At 47.8% G+C, this 2,812-nt stretch carries 2 protein-coding genes; both read right to left on the bottom strand.

The features are described from left to right. Nucleotides 1-2 precede the first annotated feature (2 nt). Nucleotides 3-1,427, bottom strand: coding sequence for a sulfate adenylyltransferase subunit CysN (gene cysN, locus RYL88_RS12560; protein WP_314991756.1), 1,425 nt, complete (start codon nt 1,425-1,427; stop codon nt 3-5). Continuing rightward, nucleotides 1,427-2,329 carry a sulfate adenylyltransferase subunit CysD gene (gene cysD, locus RYL88_RS12555; RefSeq protein ID WP_295142904.1) on the bottom strand — a complete coding sequence of 301 codons (903 nt, stop codon included), beginning with the start codon at nt 2,327-2,329 and terminating at the stop codon, nt 1,427-1,429. Before cysD ends, cysN begins: the two co-directional genes overlap by 1 nt. Between the last annotated feature and the right edge of the window lie 483 nt (nt 2,330-2,812).

The raw sequence follows: 2,812 nt of genomic DNA, 5'->3' as shown, positions 1-2,812 counted from the left end.
GGCTAAATTTGCTTGCATCCCCACTCGGGATAAAATTTTCTAACGTAAGCGTTTAGCTCCCTTTCGGCGTCGCTATACTCGCGGTTTGAAGCGTTTTTGGCGTCAAATTCGCCGTCATGCCCATCGCCTAAAAACTCCGTTATCATACCCGCGCCCAGCGTCGCGTTGGTATAGCGGTCGATCACGATAAAAGAGCCGCTTTGACGGCTTTGCTCGTATAAATCCGCGCATACGCTCTTATCTAGGCTCACGGCGCATTTTGCGATGTCGTTTAGTTCTAAGCGCCGGGCTTTAAGCTTTTCAAAATTATTGACGTCGCGTTTATATAAAATTTCGTCAAATTTCGCGTTTATCAAGTTTGAGTTGATTTTGATTAGATATTGCTCGCCGGGCGTTAGCGGCGCTTCGTTCATCCAGACGATATTTGCGTTAAATTTTCGCGTTACGCGCGGCAAATTTGCAGGTTTTGCTATCATATCGCCGCGGCTAACGTCTACCTCGCGGTCGAGGCAAAGCGTGATAGCTTGGGGCGCAAAGGCCTGGGGCGCGGTTTTAAACGCGTCATCTTTGCCTTTGACGCCAAGGTCTAGGTTATCGGTCGTTATTATGGATTTTACGCGCGCTTTTTTATTTGACGGTAGTACGACTACTTCGTCGTTTTCGCGTATTTCGCCGCCCGTTATAGTGCCGCAGTAGCCGCGGAAATTTAGATGCGGGCGATTTACGTACTGCACGGCAAATCTAAACTCGCTAGGGCGGTCCGGACTAATGTCTAGCGCGTCTAACGTCGGCAGTAACGCAAGCCCTTTATACCACGGCGTATTTTCGCTATTTTTTAAGATATTATCGCCGTTTAGCGCGCTAATTGGGATAAAGTCGAATTTTATCCGCTCGCTATGAGGTAAATTTCGGCTCATTTTTAGATAATCGCTCTTAATGTCCTCAAAAACGTCCTGCCTAAAATCCATCAGATCCATTTTATTTATCGCTACTATAATGTGCCTAATACCTAGCAAGCTAGCGATAAACGAGTGGCGTTTGCTCTGCGTTAAAACGCCTTTTCTAGCGTCGATTAAAATGACTGCAACGTCCGCCGTACTCGCGGCAGTCGCCATATTTCTGGTGTATTGCTCGTGGCCGGGGGTGTCGGCGATGATGTATTTTTTCTTATCGGTGCTAAAAAATCTATACGCCACGTCGATCGTGATGCCTTGTTCGCGCTCGCTGGCCAGTCCGTCTACTAAATTTGCGAAATCTATCTCGCCGCGTTCGTTTCTAGCGCCGTTTAGCTGGTCTTCAAAGATGCCCTTGGCGTCGTAAAGCAACCTGCCTATTAGCGTAGATTTGCCGTCGTCTACGCTACCGCACGTGATAAAGCGCAAAATATCTACGCTCTCGTTTCGTTTTAAAAATTCTCTCAAATCCATTAAAAATACCCCTCTTGTTTTTTTGCTTCCATCGACGAGCCTTCGTCTGAGTCTATGAGCCTACCTTGGCGTTCGCCGCTGTTTGCTACCAAAAGCTCGGCTACGATCTTTTCTAGCGTATCGGCTGCTGAGCTAATAGCGCCCGTTAGCGGATAGCAACCTAGCGTGCGAAAGCGCACCAGCTCGTCTTTGGCAGAGGCTCTAAGCTGTGCGGGCATTCGCTCGTCGTCTACTAAAATTTTAGCGCCCTTATACTCTACGACGGGGCGGACTTTGGCAAAATATAGGCTTGGAATCGGGATATTTTCAAGCATTATGTACTGCCAAATATCAAGCTCGGTCCAGTTGCTAAGCGGAAATACGCGGATACTTTCATTTTCCTTTATGCGGCCGTTGTAGATATTCCATAGCTCTGGGCGCTGATTTTTAGGGTCCCAGCGGTGAAATTTATCGCGAAAGGAGTAAATACGCTCTTTTGCGCGGGACTTCTCCTCGTCGCGCCTAGCTCCGCCGAAAACGGCGTCGAATTTATACGTATCTAGCATCTGTTTTAGTCCCTGCGTTTTCATGATATCCGTGTGCATGGAGCTGCCGTGTATAAAAGGCGAAATGCCCATCTGCTCGCCTTTTGGATTTACGTAGACGATTAGCTTCATACCGCTTTCTTTGGCTCTGCGGTCGCGAAACTCTATCATCTCGCGAAATTTCCACAGCGTATCGACGTGCACCAGCGGCACGGGCGGCACTGCGGGATAAAACGCCTTTTGCAACAAGTGCAGCATCACGGAGCTATCCTTGCCGATACTATAAAGCATAGCCGGATTTTTAAACTCCGCGACCACTTCGCGCATTATATGTATCGACTGCGCTTCTAGGGCTTGAAGATGGGTTAAGTTTTGCATATTTCTCCTTTTTCTAAATTTAACTGCTTTTTAGCGGCGACTTAAAATTCGCCGTTTAAATTTGAGCTTTTTAGCTCGCTCATTCGTCCGCCCGCTCGTTTTCTCGCTAACTTTGCTTGCGGGCGCTAACTCCCGCTTTCGCGCTTGCACCGGCTACATAGCTAAATTTAGCGCCGTCAAGATGCGGGTCTAGGCGCGTAAAATTTGAAGCTAAATTTGCAAATTTAGCCGAATTTGACCTCAAATTCGAGCGCAAAGAGCTAAGGCGAAGTATCGCGAGGCGGATTTATGGGGCTTTGCTTTCTTTGCGGTCGCATCTTCTTGCTGTCGCGACGTAAAAATTTAGCGAAGATAAGACAACGTAGCCTATCAAGCTAAATTTTTACTAGCACCGTTAAAGACGCTCGCAAGACGAGCCGACGGCTACAAGATTTAGTCCTGCCCTTTTATATGCAGCCCGCACTCTTTGTGGTTAGGATCCTC

Source organism: uncultured Campylobacter sp. (assembly GCF_963517995.1).
In the GTDB taxonomy this organism is placed as follows: domain Bacteria; phylum Campylobacterota; class Campylobacteria; order Campylobacterales; family Campylobacteraceae; genus Campylobacter_A.
This window is presented reverse-complemented; position numbering and strand designations above follow the sequence as displayed.